The sequence below is a fragment of the Poseidonibacter lekithochrous genome, assembly GCF_013283835.1.
Lineage (GTDB): Bacteria > Campylobacterota > Campylobacteria > Campylobacterales > Arcobacteraceae > Poseidonibacter > Poseidonibacter lekithochrous.
This window is the reverse complement of sequence record NZ_CP054052.1, coordinates 1,949,273-1,969,017: the sequence shown is the minus strand read 5'-3', so window position 1 is coordinate 1,969,017 and position 19,745 is coordinate 1,949,273. Positions and strand designations below refer to the sequence as shown.

General features: G+C 28.3%; 19 protein-coding genes. 12 read left to right on the top strand and 7 right to left on the bottom strand.

Going from position 1 to position 19,745, the window contains the following annotated elements:
* Nucleotides 1-214 precede the first annotated feature (214 nt).
* From ALEK_RS09295 to cheB, 5 genes are read left to right on the top strand one after another with little or no spacing between them, the layout of a single operon-like run.
* A complete protein-coding gene (locus ALEK_RS09295) occupies nucleotides 215-583 on the top strand; it encodes a response regulator (RefSeq protein ID WP_071625439.1) in 369 nt (122 codons plus the stop codon).
* Nucleotides 584-596: 13 nt separating this feature from the next.
* Nucleotides 597-2,693 (top strand): chemotaxis protein CheA, encoded by a 2,097-nt coding sequence (locus tag ALEK_RS09290; RefSeq protein ID WP_071625440.1) that lies wholly within the window; start codon nucleotides 597-599, stop codon nucleotides 2,691-2,693.
* Nucleotides 2,694-2,698: 5 nt separating this feature from the next.
* Nucleotides 2,699-3,544, top strand: a complete 846-nt coding sequence (locus ALEK_RS09285; protein ID WP_071625441.1) for a CheR family methyltransferase — start codon at nucleotides 2,699-2,701, stop codon at nucleotides 3,542-3,544.
* Nucleotides 3,541-4,215, top strand: a complete 675-nt coding sequence (locus ALEK_RS09280) for a chemotaxis protein CheD (RefSeq protein ID WP_071625442.1) — start codon at nucleotides 3,541-3,543, stop codon at nucleotides 4,213-4,215. Before ALEK_RS09285 ends, ALEK_RS09280 begins: the two co-directional genes overlap by 4 nt.
* A gap of 24 nt (nucleotides 4,216-4,239) precedes the next feature.
* Nucleotides 4,240-5,313 (top strand): chemotaxis-specific protein-glutamate methyltransferase CheB, encoded by a 1,074-nt coding sequence (gene cheB, locus ALEK_RS09275; protein WP_071625443.1) that lies wholly within the window; start codon nucleotides 4,240-4,242, stop codon nucleotides 5,311-5,313.
* A 16-nt stretch (nucleotides 5,314-5,329) separates the two neighbouring features.
* Here the strand turns inward: cheB and ALEK_RS09270 are convergent, their stop codons facing one another.
* The 6 genes from ALEK_RS09270 to hemW all read right to left on the bottom strand — a co-directional run bounded on the left by ALEK_RS09270 (nucleotide 5,330) and on the right by hemW (nucleotide 11,302).
* Nucleotides 5,330-6,382, bottom strand: a complete 1,053-nt coding sequence (locus tag ALEK_RS09270) for a tyrosine-type recombinase/integrase (RefSeq protein WP_071625444.1) — start codon at nucleotides 6,380-6,382, stop codon at nucleotides 5,330-5,332.
* Between the two features lie 101 nt (nucleotides 6,383-6,483).
* On the bottom strand, nucleotides 6,484-6,762 hold the full coding sequence (locus tag ALEK_RS09265) for a hypothetical protein (RefSeq protein WP_071625445.1): 279 nt from the start codon (nucleotides 6,760-6,762) through the stop codon (nucleotides 6,484-6,486).
* Between the two features lie 11 nt (nucleotides 6,763-6,773).
* Nucleotides 6,774-7,304, bottom strand: a complete 531-nt coding sequence (locus ALEK_RS09260) for a hypothetical protein (protein WP_071625446.1) — start codon at nucleotides 7,302-7,304, stop codon at nucleotides 6,774-6,776.
* 50 nt (nucleotides 7,305-7,354) lie between these two features.
* Nucleotides 7,355-9,322, bottom strand: coding sequence for a M3 family metallopeptidase (locus ALEK_RS09255; protein WP_071625447.1), 1,968 nt, complete (start codon nucleotides 9,320-9,322; stop codon nucleotides 7,355-7,357).
* 12 nt (nucleotides 9,323-9,334) lie between these two features.
* Nucleotides 9,335-10,162, bottom strand: coding sequence for a peptide chain release factor N(5)-glutamine methyltransferase (prmC, locus tag ALEK_RS09250; RefSeq protein ID WP_071625448.1), 828 nt, complete (start codon nucleotides 10,160-10,162; stop codon nucleotides 9,335-9,337).
* A gap of 72 nt (nucleotides 10,163-10,234) precedes the next feature.
* Entirely contained in the window at nucleotides 10,235-11,302 is a 1,068-nt protein-coding gene (gene hemW / locus ALEK_RS09245) for a radical SAM family heme chaperone HemW (RefSeq protein ID WP_071625449.1), read from the bottom strand.
* Nucleotides 11,303-11,357: 55 nt separating this feature from the next.
* On the opposite strand from hemW, the gene ALEK_RS09240 reads away from it, so the two are divergent.
* Genes ALEK_RS09240 through folP form a run of 5 tightly spaced genes read left to right on the top strand, consistent with a single transcriptional unit; the run spans nucleotide 11,358 to nucleotide 15,422 of the window.
* Nucleotides 11,358-11,855 (top strand): RNA pyrophosphohydrolase, encoded by a 498-nt coding sequence (locus ALEK_RS09240; protein ID WP_071625450.1) that lies wholly within the window; start codon nucleotides 11,358-11,360, stop codon nucleotides 11,853-11,855.
* 18 nt (nucleotides 11,856-11,873) lie between these two features.
* Entirely contained in the window at nucleotides 11,874-13,085 is a 1,212-nt protein-coding gene (locus tag ALEK_RS09235) for an aspartate kinase (protein WP_071625451.1), read from the top strand.
* A 2-nt stretch (nucleotides 13,086-13,087) separates the two neighbouring features.
* Entirely contained in the window at nucleotides 13,088-13,639 is a 552-nt protein-coding gene (locus ALEK_RS09230) for a HobA family DNA replication regulator (RefSeq protein WP_071625452.1), read from the top strand.
* A 1-nt stretch (nucleotide 13,640) separates the two neighbouring features.
* The gene (locus ALEK_RS09225) at nucleotides 13,641-14,273 is read left to right on the top strand and encodes a DNA polymerase III subunit delta' (protein ID WP_071625453.1); all 633 of its coding nucleotides are present in this window, start codon (nucleotides 13,641-13,643) and stop codon (nucleotides 14,271-14,273) included.
* 9 nt (nucleotides 14,274-14,282) lie between these two features.
* Entirely contained in the window at nucleotides 14,283-15,422 is a 1,140-nt protein-coding gene (gene folP / locus ALEK_RS09220; protein WP_071625454.1) for a dihydropteroate synthase, read from the top strand.
* A gap of 17 nt (nucleotides 15,423-15,439) precedes the next feature.
* Here the strand turns inward: folP and ALEK_RS09215 are convergent, their stop codons facing one another.
* On the bottom strand, nucleotides 15,440-16,270 hold the full coding sequence (locus ALEK_RS09215; RefSeq protein ID WP_071625455.1) for a prephenate dehydrogenase: 831 nt from the start codon (nucleotides 16,268-16,270) through the stop codon (nucleotides 15,440-15,442).
* Nucleotides 16,271-16,371: 101 nt separating this feature from the next.
* Here ALEK_RS09215 and bamA point away from each other — a divergent pair, with 101 nt between their 5' ends.
* Both bamA and ALEK_RS09205 read left to right on the top strand, forming a co-directional pair.
* Complete coding sequence (gene bamA / locus ALEK_RS09210) at nucleotides 16,372-18,621, top strand: outer membrane protein assembly factor BamA (protein ID WP_071625456.1); 2,250 nt, start codon at nucleotides 16,372-16,374, stop codon at nucleotides 18,619-18,621.
* A 13-nt stretch (nucleotides 18,622-18,634) separates the two neighbouring features.
* Complete coding sequence (locus tag ALEK_RS09205; protein WP_407983820.1) at nucleotides 18,635-19,714, top strand: dehypoxanthine futalosine cyclase; 1,080 nt, start codon at nucleotides 18,635-18,637, stop codon at nucleotides 19,712-19,714.
* Nucleotides 19,715-19,745 lie beyond the last annotated feature (31 nt).

Genomic DNA, 19,745 nt, shown 5'->3' with positions numbered 1-19,745 from the left:
TAAAAATAATAAAAATAAACTCATAAAAAATCTTTAATAAATACCGTAATACTGAATCCTTTATACTAATAAACATCTTTTTTGTAAAAATATAACTATAAACTTATAATTATTTATGATAAATATAAATTAGCTTAGAAACTAACCAAAAATTAATATTTCTTTCGTTAGTATAGTTTAAATAATTTTTTTAATATATTCAAGGGGTTTTATAATGGCTAAGCTTTTAATCGTAGATGATTCTACTATGCTAAGAGATATGCTAAACTATGCATTAAACGAAGGTGGTTACAATGATGTAACTGAAGCTGTTGATGGTGTTGATGGTTTAGCAAAAGCTAAAGCTGCAGATTTTGATCTAATAATAACAGATGTAAATATGCCAAATATGGATGGTTTGACTTTAATAGGCGAACTAAGAAAAGTACCACAATATTCAAAAAAACCAATTTTAGTACTTACTACTGAAAGAAGTGATGAAATGAAAGCTAAAGGTAAAGCTGCAGGGGCAACTGGTTGGATTGTTAAACCGTTCGTTCCAGATCAATTGCTAAAAGCAGTTAATATAGTATTAAGTAGATAGTAAAGGAGTTAGCATGTCATTTGATATTTCTAAATACAGAGAAATGTTTCTTGAAGAAGCAGAAGAACTTTTTGAATCAGCGGATAATGTACTTTTAGAAGCCGAGAACAATGGATCTTTAACTGACGAAGAAATGGGTCAGTTGTTTAGGGATGTACATACTTTAAAAGGTAGTGGTGCATCTGTTGAATTAACATTATTTGCCGAGTTTACACATGATGTAGAAAACTTAATGGATAAGTTAAGAAATCATCAAATTGAATTTATTCCAGAAATGGCAGGAACTTTAATTGATGGTTTAGACGTTATGAAAGAGATACTAGATCTAGAAGTTGCTGAAGACATAACTAGAGAAGTATTTACAGAAATGACAACTACATTATTAGAAGAAATTAGAGCTTACTCTAGCGGTAATGCACCTGTTTCTAAAGAAGAACCGGTTGTGACTGCACCAGCTTCTGATATTAAGTCTGTTGATCATATTGAAGTTGACAATGATGCTATTGGTTTCTTTGATGATGATTTAAATGAACAAAAAAACTCTAGATCATTTGGTATTTTTGCTGATGATATGTTAGATGAACCACAAAAAAACTATGGTTTCTTTGATGATGAATTAGAAGAAATTGCTCTTAATACTGATGATACTTTAGTTGTTACTGATGATGACAAAGAGGATTTTGGTTTCTTTGATGATGTTCCATCTCTTAGTGCTGATTCTGTTATGGAAAGTAACAGTATTGAAGAAATTAAGACTGTTGAAGTTACTCCTTTGGCACCTGTTGCTAAAGAAGTAACACCTGATATTGTTCAGAAAAAAGCTGAAACACCAGCTGCTCCAGCTAGAGCTGCAAGAAAACCTAAAGAAGAAACAGCTACTACAAAGAAGTCAGCTACTACTAATAACATTAGAGTAAATTTAGATAAAATTGATTTACTTATGAATAATGTCGGGGATCTTGTTATCACTAATGCAATGCTTACTCAATTTTCAACTTCTATTGAAGAAGTAAAGACAAGAAATGCTGTATTAGAGAGACTAGAATTACTAGAGAGACATATTAGAGATATGCAAGATTCAATTATGAGTATCAGAATGGTACCAATGGAATCTATTTATTCTAAATTCCCAAAAGTTGTTAGAGATATATCTAAAAAACTTGGTAAAAAAGTAGAATTTAAACATTTTGGTGATAATGTTGAAATTGATAAAGCAATGATTGAAGGTCTTACTGACCCTTTAATGCATATTATTAGAAACTCACTAGATCATGGATTAGAAACTCCAGAAGAGAGAGATCAATCTGGTAAATCAGACGTTGGATCAATTATCATCTCAGCAGAACAAGCAAATGGTCAGATGATTATTACTATTGAAGACGATGGTAGAGGAATCAATTCTGACAAGGTTGCTTTAAAAGCATTAGATCAAGGGCAAATTGATGAAAATCAATATAACTCTATGAGCGAGAATGAAAAAGCTATGTTAGTCTTTGGAGCAGGTGTTTCTACAGCTGATGAGATTACTGATATATCTGGTCGTGGTGTTGGTATGGATGTTGTAAGAACTAATATTCAAAAACTTGGTGGGGCAATTAAGCTTGATACTAAGTTAGGAGAAGGTACAGTAATTACAATTATGTTACCACTTACTCTTGCAATTCTAGATGGTCTAGATATTGCTGTTAGTGATCAAAAATATATCTTACCTTTAAGTTCTATTGTTGAATCACTGCAACCAACTTCTGATATGATTAAGAAAATTGGTGATGGTACTCAAGACTTATTAATGTTAAGAGAAGAATTTATTCCAGTTGTTAGATTACATCAATTATTTGGTTTAGAAAACAGTTTTGAAAATCTTGAAGATGGAATGTTAATTGTTGTTAAATCTGGAAATACAAAAGTTGCCTTATCAATTGATGAATTCTTAAATCAGCATCAAGTAGTTGTAAAACCTTTAGATAAAAACTTTAGATCTGTTGAAGGTGTTGGTGCAGCAACTGTAAGAGGTGACGGTAGTATCGGTCTAATCTTAGATGTTGTTGGTATTATTAATGCACAAACTAAATTTGAAAAAGGTATGAGTGCATCTAAGAGGGCTTCATAATTAATATGAGTTATACTACTGATGATGTACATAATAGAGTAAAGAAAATTCTTTATTCTCTAACTGGTATTACACTAGCTGAGAATAAAGATATTATGATTTCTAATAGAATTGATAAATTAAAAAGAGATGCTAAATATAAAGGGGATATTATGGATCTCCTTGATTTAGTCGAAAGTGGCTCTAAAGTTACAGAGTTTATTAATTCATTTACTACAAATAAAACACATTTCTTTAGAGAAGATTTTCATTTTCTTGATTTAAAAAACAGAGTTTTACCTGCTTTAGCAAAAGAGGGTAAAAAAGTAAATATGTATTGTTCTGCCTCTTCTACAGGGGAAGAACCATATTCTATGGCTATGACTGTTTTGGAAGCAAAAGAAGAAATTGGTAAGTTTATAGATTCTTCAATTATTGCAACTGATATTGATACAAATGTATTACAATATGCTGCTAATGGTATTTATAGATTTTCTAAATCGTCAAAAGAATTTCCAGATTGGATTAAACCTCAAAAATATTTTAAACGTAGAGTTCAAAAGAATTTAGTTGGGGAAGAAGTTTTAATAAAAGTAAAAGATGAATTAAAGAAACCTATTTCTTTTCAAGTTATGAATTTAAATGATAAATCTTATCCTTTTAGCAAAGGTCAATTTGATGTGATATTTTGTAGAAATGTTTTAATATATTTCTCAGCTGAAGATCAAAATGAAATATTAAAAAAATTATTTTCACACCTTAAAATGGGTGGAACATTATATTTAGGACACTCTGAGAATCCTCATGATTTAATTAATTATGTTAATAGAGTAGGACAAAATATTTTTGTAAAAGAGAAGGAAATAAGTTGATTGTTATTGGACATAAAGATGGAAGTATTGAACGTACCTCTTCAGTTAGATTTACACAAAAAACAAAAGGCTTATTTACTCACACTGTAATTGGTGGTGAATTTGCTGTTGGAAGTGATATTGAAGAAATTGCATTTAAGACATTACTTGGTTCTTGTGTAGCTATTATGTTTTACGATAAAGTAAAAAAAATAAAAGGTATGAATCACTTTTTATTGCCTAAAACAAATAATACTAATGATGATATGAAATATGGTCTTTATTCAGTTGAAGCAATGCTAAATGAAATGTATAAATTGGGTTGTTCTAAAAATAATATGATTGCTAAAATTTCTGGTGGAGCTGACATTATGCAATTAAATGTTTCTGCACAATCAATTGGACACAGAAATGTAGAATTTGCAAAAGATTTTTGTCAATCTGAAGGTTTTAAACTTATGAGTGAACATACTCGTGGTGAGCATGGTAGATTAATTCTCCTTGCAAATGCATTTGAGACATTTATTAAAGTTACTCAGAAAACTGAAACTGATAGTAAAATTGCATCAGAAGAGAGTTCATTACAGAAAGAGATTACAAAAGCACCAGTTATCAAAGAATACGTTGGTGGTGTTGATCTATTTGGTGTTGAAGAAAAAGATGAACCTGAAATGGAAATTGAACTTTTCTAATATTTTTCAGGGAAAGGTAAATAAGTGTATACAGTTTTAGTTATTGATGACTCTCCTTCTATGAGAAGAGTCATAAAAGATATGATAAATTCTATTGATGAATTTGAAGTAATTGCAATGGCTGTTGATGCTTATGATGCAAGAGAAAAAATTAAAGAATATGAACCAGATATAGTTACTATTGATATTAATATGCCTAAAATGGATGGAGTAACATTTCTTCGAAATTTAATGCGACTTCACCCTATGCCTGCAGTAGTAATTTCAGGTGAGGGTGTTAGAGGAAATGATATTTTTGATGATGGTGCTGTTGGGTTTATCCCAAAACCTGAAGTTGGAGAATCTATAGCTTCATTTTCTGAACGAATTAAAGATACATTATTAAATCTTACTTTTTTACTTAAAAGATATACATTAAAAAAACCAAAAGCTCTAAAGAAGCCAAAAAATATTTCTACTCAAATTGAATATAAAGTTCATCCGGATGAAGTAATTCCTTCTAAACCAGCTATTATGCCTGGGAGTAAAGTTATTGCTATTGGTTCATCAACAGGTGGAGTAGAGTCTTTATTAAAAGTATTTAAAAAACTACCTTCTGGTTTACCTCCTATTGTTATTACTCAACACATTCCTTATGGATTTTCGAACTCTTTTGCTCATAGACTTAATGATAACTCAGAAGTAAATGTGCATGAGGCAAAAGATGGTGAAATCTTAGAGAGAGGTTGCGGTTATTTAGCTCCTGGTAATATGCACTTAACTATAGAAAAAGTTGGCAATACTTACAAAACAAAATTATTAGATACAAAAAAAGTTAGTCAACATAAACCAAGTGTTGATGTATTATTTAGATCTATTAATAATAATGTTGGTTCTTCTGCTATGGGTATAATGATGACAGGTATGGGAGATGATGGCTCTATTGCTATGAAAGAAATGTTTGATAACAATGCTTATACAGTAGCTCAAAATAAAGAGTCTTGTGTTGTATTTGGTATGCCTATGAAAGCAATTCAAGCAGGTGCAATAAAAGATACAATTCATTTAGATGATATTGCACAATATATAATTGATTTTTCTAAAGGAAAAAGAAGATAGTAGGGTGCTTACCCTACTAAAATATATCTGTTGTTTGTTTTAATTTATCTTTATCAAAATGAGTATAAATTCTAGAAGTATTAATATCTGCGTGACCTAATGATTCTTGTACCAAAATTAAATCTTTACTTTTTTGATATAACATAGTTGCGAAAGTATGTCGTAACATATGTGCTCCGTTTTTTTCTTTTCTTATCCCTACACTTAAAAGTATTTTTTCAACAATTGAGCTAATATATGCTTGAGTTAATTCATTGCCTTTTTGATTACATAATAAAAGATTATTTTGACATGTTTTGATTTCATTCCATTCATTTAAATCTTTTCCAATAATAAGTTCCTTGATCATTACAACTCTAGGTTTATTACCTTTTCCTCTTACTTGAATAATATATGCATCTTCATCTTTATTAAAATCTTTCATATGAATATTAATAGCTTCACTAACTCTTATTCCCGTATAAAGTATAATCTTTAAAATTAATCTATTTCTTGCTGCTATTTTATTACTAAACTCATATGAATCAATAGCTTGAATAAATTTCTGAACTTCGTCTTTTTTCATAAAAGAGGGTAGTTTTTGACCACTTTTCCCAGATAATCCACCCCAGTTCTTTAGCTCAATACCAAACCTATAAGTATTACCATTTGTTTCTTCATTTTGCTTATCTATGTAATTAAAGAATGTAACTAATGCAATTCTATAATTCTTTTTAGTTGCATCTGATAATTTACTTGTTTGAGTTGCTAAGAAATCACTTAATAATTCTTCATCAATTTCTTTCATAGACTTTGGTCCATAATTAGACATAAACTTAAATAGTTTTCCAAGTGGTATAAAATAAACATGAATACTATTGATTCCAATATTTCTAACTTCTTTTACTGTACTTTTTAATTCTTCTATTTCTTTATAACCAATTGAAAGTTCATGTAAAATTTGAGTTAGTCTATCTTTGTCTTTAACTTGTCTGTTTGATAATGTTGTAATTTTGTTCCTAATGAATCTAGATAACCAAAACATATATGTTTGAGTAAATGTTTCTTCGCAATCTAATGAATATTTCATTTCTAACCTTTATTATATATTTTACTTTTGGAAACTATAATTTCCAAACTATTTTATTTAAACTGAATAAGATCTCTTCTAGTCATTTATAAGTATTATTTTTACCAAAAAGATCCTGTTTCATTGTTATTTACTATTTCGCTGTCTAATTCTAAATAGACATTATCACTATAATCAATGTATAAACTATAATCCCCTATATAAACACTTTGTTCTATCTGGGATTTATTTAAATAAGTGTCTTCACTATATTGACTCAAATCCGATAAATAGTACTCTACCATTGAAGGTGCCATACCATTTACCGCATTCTCTAAGGAGTTGAAATTTTCAACTCCAAAAGTATTATACAAAGAATTTTTATTTAATAATATTGTCATTTTATCTCTAATTAGTTATTAAATCCATTTAATAATGATGCCATTCTATTTAAATCGATTTTATTACTGTTTGAATCTTCTTCTTTTTTTTCTTCTACTTTAACACTTAAGTTATCAAAAGAATTAGGTTCCTTGCCCTCTTCTTGTTTCTCTATCTTTTTCTCTTCAAATAATTTATCATCTTTTTTTTGATGATTGTTGTGGTTATTATTATGTGTATTTTGCACATTGTTATTTGATGAGTTGTTACTAGTTTTTTCTTCACTATCAGAAGTGTTTAATAGCGATTCAATTTTTCCTAGCATTGAAGAGATATTTGAATTATCTTTTTCTGTATGGTCATTTAATTCAGTAAGGTTTGACTCTAAATCCATTTTTGATAATTCTAAATCTTCTTTAGCAGACTCTAAATCTAATACTTCGTCTTCTAATTCGTTAATTCTAGCTTTTAAACCTTCATTATCATTTTGAAGCTCTTCATAAGCTTTTATAAGCGTATTTAATGCATTATTTAGTTTTGTGATTGTCTCTGCATTTGTCATTGTTATTAAATCCTTGTTTCTATTATAATTAAAACGTATTATTGCGAAATTTAGCTAATAATTCCATCAATTTTTAATAAAGAATCAACACTTGGTTCTCTTTGTGCAAACTCATAGAATAATTCGTCCATATTTTTAGAACCACCCTGTGCTAAAACTGCTGCTTTATATTTTAAAGCTAGCTTTTTATTAAAGATATTCTCAGAGTCAATAAACATATAAAATGCATCAGCACTTAGTACTTCAGCCCATTTATATGAATAATATCCTGCTGAATATCCTCCAGCAAAGATATGAGAGAATCCATTTTGGAATTTATTATATGATGGTGGAGTCATAGCTGCAAACTCTTGCCTAACTGAATCTAATAATTCTTGCACGTCATCTTCAGTTTTGTATAACTTCTGATAAAGTTTAAAATCAAATAATGCAAATTCAATTTGTCTAACCATTGCTAATGATGATTGGAAGTTTTTGGCATTAATAATTCTATTAATTGCAGCATCATCTAAAACTTCTCCAGTTTCATAATGTTTTGCGAACAGTTTTAATACTTCTTTGTCATAAGAGAAATATTCTAGGAATTGTGAAGGAAATTCAACTGTATCCCAAGCAACACCAGCAATACCACTTACATAAGGTTCTTTTACTTCACTTAATAAATGATGTAATGCATGACCCATTTCATGGAATAGTGTAACTACATCAGAGTGTCTTAATAATGAAGGCGTTGTATCTGTTGATTGTGGAAAGTTACAAACAATATAAGCAGTAGGAAGTTGTGTTTCACCATTTGACTTATCAAAGTGTGAATGCCAGTTATTCATCCATGCTCCACCTCTTTTGTCACTTCTAGCTTCCAGATCAATATAAATTCTCGCAATAGTTTTATTTTTAGAACTTAAATCATAAACTCTTACTTTCTCATCCCAAGCAGGAGTATTTGCTAAAGTGAACTTTACATCAAAGATTTGATCTAAGAAGTTAAAGAAACCATTTAAAACTGATTCTTGTTCAAAATAAGGTCTATAATACTCTTCATCTAAATCATACTTAGCTTTTTTTAGTTTCTCAGAGTAATAAGCCATATCAGATGATCTAAAGTCATTAACACCATCTTCTTTTGCAATTGCTTTAATTTCTTCTAATTCTTCTTTAGCTTTATCTTTTCCTTTATGTCCTAACTCTTCAAGAAATGAAATAACTTCATCTTCTGTTTTAGCCATTTTTGTTTCTATTGAATATTGTGAATAAGAATCAAAACCTAAGATTTTAACTTTTTCGTTTTTTAAAGTTAATATCTCTTCAATAATTTTTCCATTTTCAGGAGCTCTTGTGCAATATGCTTTATATAATTCTTCTCTTTTTTCTCTAGAAGTACCATAAGTAATGTATGCTAAATAAGATGGAATCTGTAAAGAGAATTTATATTTAGTAATTCCTTCTTCTTCGAATTTTGCTAACTCTAAATCTGAAGCTGGAATCTCTTTTACATCCTCTTCATTATCAATGATCATTTCAAAAGCATTTGTAGCATCTAGTAAGTTTTGTGAAAATTTATGAGATAGTTCACTAAGAGTTAAATTAAGCTCTTCAAGTCTTTTCTTCTTATTATCATCTAAGTGAGAACCAGAAAGTTTAAAGTCTCTAATTTCATTTTCTAATACTTTATTTTGTATAAATGTTAAAGTGCTTTTTTCTTTAGACTGTATATCTTTTAAAGCTCTATAAATATTATCATTTTGAGATATTTCAGTTTCATACTTTGATATAATTGGAAGACACTCTTCATGAACTTTTCTAGTTGTTTCAGAATTCTTAACTGAATCAATATGAAAAATTGGTGTAACAAAATCACTGATGCTCTCCCCTATTTCTTGATAAGGAGTTACAAAATTTTTATAAGTTTTATTCTCTATTTCTAATAAATTGTTTGTTTCTTTTCTACTTGAAGTTAATAATTGTTCTAATTGATTTTTTGAATCTTCTAAGTTTTCTAAATTGAATTCTTTAAACATTTTCTTTCCTTTTTATTTTTTTAATTGTAGAGTAAAACCTCTATCGAACTTTTCATAGTCTTTGTAAAATGATGAATCTTTTGTTTCAAAGTTTTTAAAATACTCTTCAAGTGGTTTCTTTTGGTCATATCCCATTTCACATAATAAATATTCAATGTTACGCTCATTAGTTTGATCAATGATGTCTTTTAATAGTTCATCCCCAATCTTACCACCAAATAAAGCATTAGATGGTTCATATTTTACATTATCAGGTAGTTTATAATCATCTGCAATATAAGGAGGGTTTGATATTGTCATATCTATATCTTCTTCATTTACATTCTCATATAAATTACTAAGTCTAAAATCAATTTTGTGCTCAACATTGTGTTTGATGGCATTTGATTTTGCCAGTTCTAATGCTTTTTCATTAATATCAACTGCAATAATATTAATATCTTTAATAAGTAAAGCTAGCATTACAGATATAATTCCTGAACCTGTACCAATTTCAAGTACTTTTACAGGTTTATTTAAATCTTTAATTATTTCTAGTGCATTATCTACTAAAAGCTCAGTTTCTGGTCTTGGTATTAATACACCATCTTTTACATTAAAGTTCTCACCATAAAATGTAGCTTTATTAATAATATATTCTATTGGATAGTTAGTTTCTCTTTTTTTTACAAGTTTTTCTAGCTCTTTTTCAAGTGAAAACTCATTATTATAATTAAGATGAAGCCATATAGTATTTTGTTCTAATAAATGTAACATTAGAATTTCTACTTCTTTTGCAGGAATATGTGTTACAAACTTTAGTCTTGCACTGTATTTTTTAATTGTTTCTTTAATTGTCATTCTTATTTATATTCCTTTAATAAGTAGATATTATAGTATATCTACTATTATTTTTTGATAATTCTTATTGTTTTATTCTAGTATGTATAGAGCTAATTCATCGGATAATAAGAAGTTATTATTAAATATTCTATTGTTTTCTTTATAAACTTTCTTATATTCAATTAAATCATTAACTTTTTCTAACTCTTCTTTTGAAAAAAGTTCAATTTCTACTCCACAAGATGATCTAAAACCTAGTAATATTTTTTCAGCTTTTATATCATCAATACTTATGTTTTCAAGTTCAATATTCATTGGATTTTGAATATATTCTTCAATTTCTTTAATTGGATATCTTCTTTGATTATTGTAATATCCAACAGCACCTGCTCCAATACCTAAATACTCTTTGTGCTGCCAATATCCATAGTTATGTTTTGATTCATACTCTTTATTTTTTGCAAAGTTTGAAATTTCATATTGTTTAAAACCTGCATCTTTAATATAATCAAATATTTCATATGATAGTTCCTCATCATCTATTTTTACTGAACTTCTATCAAAGAATTTTGTTCCTTCCTCAATAGTTAAAGAGTATGCACTAAGATGTGTAATAGGTAGTGAAAAAGCAGTGTCGAAATCTTCTTTCATACTCTCTAATGTGTCACCTTGTACTCCATAAATAATATCGCAGTTAATACCATTAAAACCTATCCGATTTGCATTTTGTATAGCTTTTATAGCAGATTTACTGTTATGCGATCTTCCTAGAAATTTTAGTTTTTCAGTATGAAAACTTTGTACTCCAAAACTGATTCTATTAACTCCTAGTTTATTCATGTTTTCTTGCCACTCAAAAGATGCAGAATTTGGATTGGCTTCTGTTGTAATTTCAGCATCATGTGTAAGATATGGTTTAATTAATTCAAATACTTCTGTATATTCATGATGTTTAATTGTTGAAGGTGTTCCTCCTCCTATAAATACTGTTTCGATTTTCTTATTATGTTTTTTCACATAATCATTTAATTCATTTTTTAGTTGTAATTTTAATGCTTTCATATATTCTGATTTCAAATGAAATCTATCTGTATATGAGTTAAAAGCGCAGTAAAAACATTTACTGTCGCAAAAGGGTATATGTATGTATAAAAGCAATTTTTAATCCTAGTTTCTATATAATATTCGGCTAATTATAAGGGAAAATATATTTATGACTGATAAAAATGAAAATATAACATCAAATGAAACGAAAAATTACAGACCAAATGTGGCCGCAATTGTACTATCAGCTAAATACCCCCATACATGTGAAATTTTTATAGCTTCACGAACAGATGTAGAAAATGCATGGCAATTTCCACAAGGTGGAATTGATGAAGGTGAATCAGCTAAAGAGGCTCTATATAGAGAGTTAGAAGAAGAAATAGGCACAAGAGATGTAGAGATTATTGCAGAATATCCAAAGTGGGTTTCATATGATTTTCCCCCTGCAATAGCAAAAAAAATGCATCCATACGATGGACAAAGACAAAAATACTTTTTAGTAAAATTAAAAAAAGGTGCAAAAATAAATATTGAAACTGAGATTCCAGAATTCAGTGAATATAAGTTTGTACCAACAAAAAATATATATGATTATATAACTTTTTTCAAACGAACAGTTTACAAACAAGTTTTAAAATATTTTAGAAATGAAGGTTATATTTAGAAAGGGATTAAGATTTAAATGTTAAAAGTACTTAAATTTGGTGGAACAAGTGTAGGAACACTTGAGCGAATCCAAAACGTTGCGAATATTATAAAAAATATAAAAGATGAAGGTCACGATGTAATTGCTGTAGTTTCAGCAATGAGTGGTGAAACAAATAAATTAATTGAATATGCAGAAACTTTTTCAAAGAAGCCAAAGGCTGATGAAATTGATATGCTTTTAAGTTCTGGTGAGAGAGTAACTTCAGCTTTACTTTCTATTGCTTTAAATGAACAAGGGTATAAAGCTACTTCTATGAGTGGTAGACAAGCTGGTATTATTACTGATAATGCACATACAAAAGCAAGAATTGAATCAATTGATACTACAGGTATGAAGAAAGCAATTGGAGAAGGTAATGTAATTATTGTTGCTGGATTCCAAGGAATTGCAGAAGATTCACATAGGGTTTCTACTCTTGGTCGTGGTGGTAGTGATTTAACTGCTGTTGCAATTGCTGGTGCTATTGAAGCTGATGTATGTGAAATATATACTGATGTTGATGGTATTTATACTACAGACCCAAGAATTGAACCAAAAGCAAAGAAATTAGATAAAATTTCTTATGATGAAATGTTAGAATTAGCTTCATTAGGAGCTAAAGTATTGCAGAATAGATCTGTAGAAATGGCGAAAAAATTAAATGTAAACCTAGTATCAAGAAGCAGCTTTACGCCTGAAGTTGAAGGTACTTTAATCACAAAGGAAGAGAATATCATGGAAAAACCAGTTGTTAGTGGAATTGCTTTAGATAAAAATCAAGTTAGAGTTGGAATGTACGGTGTTACTGACAAGCCTGGCATTGCTGCATCAATTTTTACTTCACTTGCTGATGACAATATTAATGTTGACATGATAGTTCAAACTGTAGGTGTTGATGGCGCTACAGATTTAGACTTTACTATTCCTACAACTGATTGGGAAGCTTGTAGAACTGTAATGGATAGATTTGAAGGAGATGCTAGAAAAATTGATTATAATGAATCAATTGCAAAAGTATCTATTGTTGGTGTTGGTATGAAATCTCATACAGGTGTTGCTTCAAAAGCATTTTCAACATTAGCAAACGAAAATATTAATATCAGAATTATTTCAACTTCAGAAATTAAAATTTCAATGATTATCGAAGAAAAATATGCAGAATTAGCTGTTAGATCTTTACACGAAGCTTACGAACTGGATAAGTAGCAGTGCAAGAATTTCTAAATTGGACAGTTGATGCAATCAGGGAAGATAGACTTATCTCTCCTTGGTTGGAAGAAAAAAAATATGAATGGACACCATTAGTATCTAAAAATATTGTAAATCTTTTAGAAAAAGGTTGTTCTGTAATTGTAATTACTGATAAAGAGCGAGAATGGTTTCTAGAATATATTTTAACTAATATTAATTCGACTAAATTAAATAGACCCTTTTTACCTTTTTATGATTTTAAGTCTTTTTATAAGTATATTGACAATATTAAATCAGATGATGATATCTCACATATTAAAGATATGTTAAATATATCTTTTCCTAATGGATATTGTTTTTGGTTTATTGGAAAGAGTCAAGACTCACGTGCGGTAATACCAAAAGTATCTAAGAACTCATTTTTATGGTTATTAGATGAAGAGAAACAAGACGCTTTTAATTTAAGAAGTAATGATGAGGCTTTAGATATGAAACTATTACAGATGTTTAGACTTTACAATAAAACTGTAAGTTCAGCATTATTTGCTGAGATTAACGTAGAGAACTAATATGATTACTAATAAAATTGATAATTCAACTATTTTAGTTGTTGATAATATTGATAGTACTTTAAATGATTTAGTTTCTTTTTATCCTAAACACTTAGTACGAATTATAAAAAATGAAGAAAAAGAAGAGTTTTTAATATCTCAAGCTACTCTTGCTATAAAAGAAGCATATATTGCTTCAAATGAAAAAAAATATATATTTCTATGTGGTACTACATTTAGGAATGAAGCACAGAATTCACTTCTGAAAGTATTAGAAGAACCACCTAGTAATGTTGTATTTATTATATTAACAACTTCTAAGTCTTCTATTCTTCCTACTATTTATTCTAGAATGCCTTATTTATATTTAAAAAAATCACAATTAAAAGATGAATCACCATTAGATATTAAAAAACTTGATTTAAAAGATATTTATAATTTTTTAAAAGAGAATCAAAAAATATCAAAAAATGAAGCAAAAGAAATTATTGAATCTATTTTATTAAAAGTAAAAATTCAAGATTTATCTCTTACTCAAAATCAATTAGAATTTTTCTCAAAATCAATTAAGTTGTTAGAATTAAACTCTAGACCAGTAAATGTATTAACTACCCTACTTTTATCTTTATCAAACCAAAAAACTAAATTTTAAGGGTTTTATATGAACTCATATAAAATATCAATTAATGATACAAAAAAAGTATTCTCACAATTAAACTGTGATACTGGTGGAATATCTATACTTTCAAAAAAATCAAAACTACATACCTTATATATAAAAGATATGCATGTTGGTGCTGCAAATATATTAAAACAAGATGCTTTATCTATTGGTGCTGAATTAGCAGTTCCAACTGGAGTTATTACAGCAAAAGAAAAACATGTAGATGGAATTTTAATTGGTACTACAAAACATTTTGAGATTTTAAGTAGAAAAGAATTAACACAACCTTTTGGATTAAAAGATTTAGCAAAAGATTTAAAAGCTTATGTACAACAAAATTCTAATAAGACTAAAATCATGGGTGTATTAAATGCTAATGAAGATTCATTTTTTTCTGGAAGTAGATTTGATGAGATTCAAGCATCTTCTAGAATTGAAGAGATGATTAGTGATGGTGCTGATATTATAGATATAGGTGCAGTATCATCAAGACCTGGATCTATTGCTGTTGAAGAAAGTGTTGAATTGCAAAGAGTTAAAAGTATTGTTGATGCTATTTATGAAAATAAATATTTTGAGAAAGTAGATTTCTCTATTGACTCCTATTCTCCTTTAGTTATTGATTATGTTTTAAACAAAGGTTTTAAAATTGTAAATGATATTACAGGTTTAAGCAATGATGAGGTTTGTAAAGTATCAGCTAAATATAATGCTCAAGTTATAATAATGCATATGCAAAATGATCCAAGTAATATGCAAGATAATCCAGAATATGAAAATATAATGTTAGATTTAGATAAGTATTTCCAAACACAAATTCAAAAGGCACAATCTTTTGGAATAAAGGATATTGTTTTAGATGTAGGTATTGGTTTTGGTAAGACATTAGAACACAATCTTACATTACTTAATAATATGGAACATTTTAAACATTTTGGATTTGAAGTATTAATTGGTGCTAGTAGAAAATCAATGATTGATAAAATTGTAAGTTCTAGTATTGAGCAAAGACTTCCAGGAACTTTAGCTATTCATTTAGAGTCTATAAAAAAAGGGGCTTCAATAGTTAGATGTCATGATGTTAAAGAACACTATCAAGCTATTAAAGTTTTAGAAGCTATTAATTCAATAAATTAATATATATGAGATACTAATTAAAGTATCTCATGTAAAGTATTTGCTTTTTCCATCCACTGTTTTAAATCATCGTACTCTTCATTTTCAACCATTTTTCTTACTTTTTTCATATGTTCTTCAAATAAGTCAATTGAATCTAATAGATTATCTTTATTTTGTTTGAAAATATCAGTCCACATATCTGGACTTGATTTTGCAATTCTACTCATATCTGTAAAACCACCAGCTGCTAGTGCGATAATAGATTTTGGATCTTCATGACCCATTACCGTATTTGCTAGAGAATAAGATATTGCATGTGGTAAATGTGACATATAACAAGCATGAATATCATGGTTTTTTGAATCCATAAAAACAAGTCTCATTCCAATATCTTGGAATACTTTAATTGCTCTTTGTTCATGTATGTCATCATTATCTTCTAAATTACATAAAACAACAGTTTTACCTTCATATAGGTTATCCATAGCAGCTTTTGGTCCAAATTTCTCAGAACCACACATTGGATGTGCTGCAACAAAGTTTTTTCTAATTTCATTTGGTATATTTTTTACAATAAACTCTTTTGTTGAACCTAGGTCCATAATTGTAGTATTTGCATTAATATCTAATAAGTCTGGTAGTATAGTAATAATATTATCAACAGGTATTGCCAATACTATTAAGTCTGATTTTTCTTTAAGTGTTGTCATATCAACAAGTTCATCAACTAAATTCAATTCAGCAATCTCTTTTTTTGATTGCTCACTTCTTGCATAACCATATACTTTTTTTGCAATGCCATACTTTTTCATGGCTTTTGCAAAAGATCCACCCATTAGTCCTAAACCAACTATTCCGATATTCAAATTTATACCTTTTTATTTATATAATTTTGTGATTATATCTTAATTATTATATAAAGTGAATTTAGCTATATTATTGTCTTATTATTATATTAAGGAAAGTCGTGAAAAATAAAGTAGTACTATTTTCTTTAGCGTGTGCAACAGCATTAAGTGCAAACACGATAAAAACAATTGAATATAAAAATTTAAGTAAGATTTCACCTAAAATTGTAAATGAAACATTAGATATTAAAGTTGGTGATGAACTAGACAATAAGAAGTTAAATAAAGCAATTAAAAAGTTTTATGACTTTGGTTATTTTGATGATATTGCCATTTATGAAAATAATGGTAATTTAGAATTAAATTTTAAAGAGAAACCTTCAATTGCTAAAATTGAAATTAAAGGTTATAAGAGTAGAGAAGATGATATTGAATCTTTAAAATCTATTATAAAACTTAGAAAAGGATCTATGTACACTAAAAAAAGAGTACAAGATGCTAAAAGTACATTATTAGATATGTTAGAAAATGATGGATATATTTACTCTGTAGTTGAAACTGAAGTTGAAAAACTAAATGAACACTCTGTTAAGTTAACATTTAATGTTAATAAGGGTGATGAAATCATTATTAAGAAAGCTAACTATTATGGTGCCGATAATTTAGATCAAGGTGATTTTGATACGGTTACTGCAAATAAAGAGGAAGAATCAGTTTCTTGGTGGTTTGGTAGAAATGATGGTGAAGTAAATATTGATCAGTTAAAATATGAATCAAGAAGAATTAATGAATTATATTTTGAAAAGGGATATTTAGATGCTGAGGTTAAAGAACCATTTCTAAATATTGATTTTGCATCTAATCAAGCAAAATTAGACTTTTTTATTACAGAAGGTAAAAAATATAAAACTGAAGATATTAAAATATTTTTAGACTCAAGTATTGTTGATCCAGAAACTATTTATCCTGAATTAAAATTAATTGTTGGAAATACTTTTAATATTAAAAGGTTAAGAAAAGATCAAGAGTATATTAAAACTCAAGTAGCAAATAAAGGTTATGCTTTTGCTGTTGTTAGATTTGACATTCAAAAGAATGAAAAAGATGGGAAAGTAAAAGTAGTATTCAACGTAATTCCTGGTAAAAAAGTATATATCAATGATGTAAAAATTGCTGGTAATACAAGAACACTAGATAGAGTTATTAGAAGAAACGTATATTTAGCTCCAGGAGATTTATTTAATCTTACTGATTTTAAAGACTCTAGATCAAAGCTAAAAAGAACAAGATTTTTTGAAGATGTAAAAATTGAGCAAAAAAGAGTATCTGAGGATAAAGTTGATATTTTAGTTGATGTAACAGAAGCATCTACTGGAAACCTTATTCTTGGTGGTGGATATGGATCTTATGATAAATTAATGATTAGTGCATCAGTTAGTGATGCAAATATCTTTGGATCAGGGTTATCATTAGGTGTAAGTACAGATTTATCAGCAAGAAAAAGTAAATTTGCCATTTCTTTAAAAAATCCTGCTATTAATGACAGTGAATATAATGGACAAGTAGAAATCCATAATAGTAAATCTGAAATTAATAGAGACGAATATGATGTAGATAAGAAAACTCAAGGTTTCTCTGTATCTGTTGGTAAACAAGTAATTAGAGATATGTATGCCGGTTTAAGATATAGGTTTGATTTAATAGATGAAAATTATAATTATGATAAAGCTGGTAGAGAAGGCAATCCTCTTTATTTCCAAGATACTGATTATATTACTAGTTCAATTACACCTTATGTTAATTTTGATAATACAGATGACTTTTATCTTCCAAGAGAAGGATATAAAGCTCAAACATCTTTAGAAATAGCTGGAGTTGGTGGAGATTCAAAGTATTTAAAATCTACATCATCATTTAAATATTTTTACTCAATTGAAGATTTAACAGAGTTAGATTGGATCATTAGATATAAAACTCAATTAAGAATATTATCTGATATGGGACAAATTAACCAAGGTGATTCATTATACTTAGGAGGACCTAAGACTTTAAGAGGATTTAAATCTTATGCCTTTGGACCAAATAATGATCAAGGTTTAGTAGAAGATCCATATAAAAAATCATGGACAAATTCTGTAGAGGTTAACTTTCCTCTAATAGAAAGTGCAAAAATGAGATGGGGATTATTCTATGATTATGGAATGATTGGTCAAAGTACTTTTGATGAGATATCAAGAATGAGTACGGGTGCATTATTAGAATGGAATTCTCCTGTTGGACCATTACAATTAATTTTTGCACAACCTTTAAATGATAAAGAAGGTGATGATACATCTTCATTTGAATTCTCACTAGGATCAAGTTTCTAATATGACAAAAATAATGAATGAAAATAAAATTGACAGAGAAATTCTTAATAGAAGAATTACAAATGAAGAAGCATTAGATTTAATTAAAAATGCTTCTCTTTTAGAATTAGGAGAATTAGCAACAGAAAAAAAATCTCAATTACATCCAGAAAAAACTACATCTTTTATTGTTGATAGAAATATTAACTATACTAATGTATGTTGGGTTGATTGTAAGTTTTGTGCTTTTTATAGACATGGACGAGATGAAGACTCTTATGTATTAAAATTTGATGAAATTGACCAAAAGATTGATGAATTACTTGAAATTGGTGGGACTCAGATTTTATTCCAAGGTGGTGTTCATCCTAAACTTAAAATTGATTATTATGAAGAATTAGTTTCTCATATTCATACTAAGTATCCTCAAATTACTATTCATGGTTTTTCAGCTATTGAAGTAAAATACATTTCAAAAGTATCTAAAATATCTATTTTAGAAGTTTTAAAAAGATTACAAGCTAAAGGTCTAAGTTCAATTCCAGGAGCTGGAGCTGAAATTTTATCAGATAGAGTAAGAGATATTATTGCTCCTAATAAAATGGATAGTGAAGATTGGATAGAAGTTCATAGACTTGCTCATTCAATTGGTATGAAAACTACTGCTACAATGATGTTTGGAACTGTTGAAACAGATGAAGAGATTATTGAACATTGGGAGTTACTTAGAAAACTTCAAGATGAATCAGGTGGATTTAGAGCATTTATTATGTGGTCATTTCAAGGAGCTAATACAAAATTATTAGCTGAAATACCAGATATTAAACCCCAATCTTCAAATAGATATTTAAGATTACTTGCAGTTTCTAGAATTTATTTAGATAATTTTATGAACATGCAAAGTTCTTGGGTAACTCAAGGCTCTTATATTGGGCAAATGGCTTTAAAATTTGGAGCAAATGATTTAGGTTCAACTATGATGGAAGAGAATGTTGTTAAAGCAGCAGGAGCTTCAAATAGAATGAATCAAGATGAGATGATCAGGCTAATTAAGGATGTTGGTGAAAACCCAGCAAAAAGAAATACAGCATACGAGATTTTAGAAAGGTTCTAGACCTATGTTAAAAAAATACTTATTTGCATTA